The 422-nt window shown below is 45.0% G+C and carries 1 pseudogene; it reads right to left on the bottom strand.

Annotation, left to right across the window (positions count from 1 at the left end):
• Positions 1-422: pseudogene (locus A3712_RS10195) on the bottom strand (peptide ABC transporter substrate-binding protein); the annotation flags it as partial.

Here is a 422-nt window from a genome sequence, read left to right on the forward strand (position 1 = left end):
AAATTCCCATACTCGACGGTGAGCTTAGTATCATCGGGTGCTGAAGATTGGCTGAAAAAAGCTTGGCATTCCGAGGTGTCTTCAACTGTGAATGTTCGGTTTCTAGAAGGCAACTTTGGATTTTGAATTTTGAAAAAAGTAGAGCCGTGAGCTTGCGCATGTGCGCAGCTGTATTCGCCAACTTTGAGTGTTTTTTCAGGCACTTTTACGCACACCTGATTTTGAGCACACGCTTTACTCTCTGCCCACTCTGGGTAAACCCAGAATTCGACTCGATTTAGGATCGGAACCTGATTTGAATACGCATCATTGCGGTTCAGTCTTAACATCTTGTTTGAGAAGATCGCCAATGAGAATGGACCAGAACCGACCAACCTATCGACAGAATTAGGCTCAAAAATCGATGCTTCGGCTCTGGCAAG

The sequence above is a fragment of the Vibrio sp. HI00D65 genome, assembly GCF_001635455.1.
GTDB lineage: Bacteria > Pseudomonadota > Gammaproteobacteria > Enterobacterales > Vibrionaceae > Vibrio.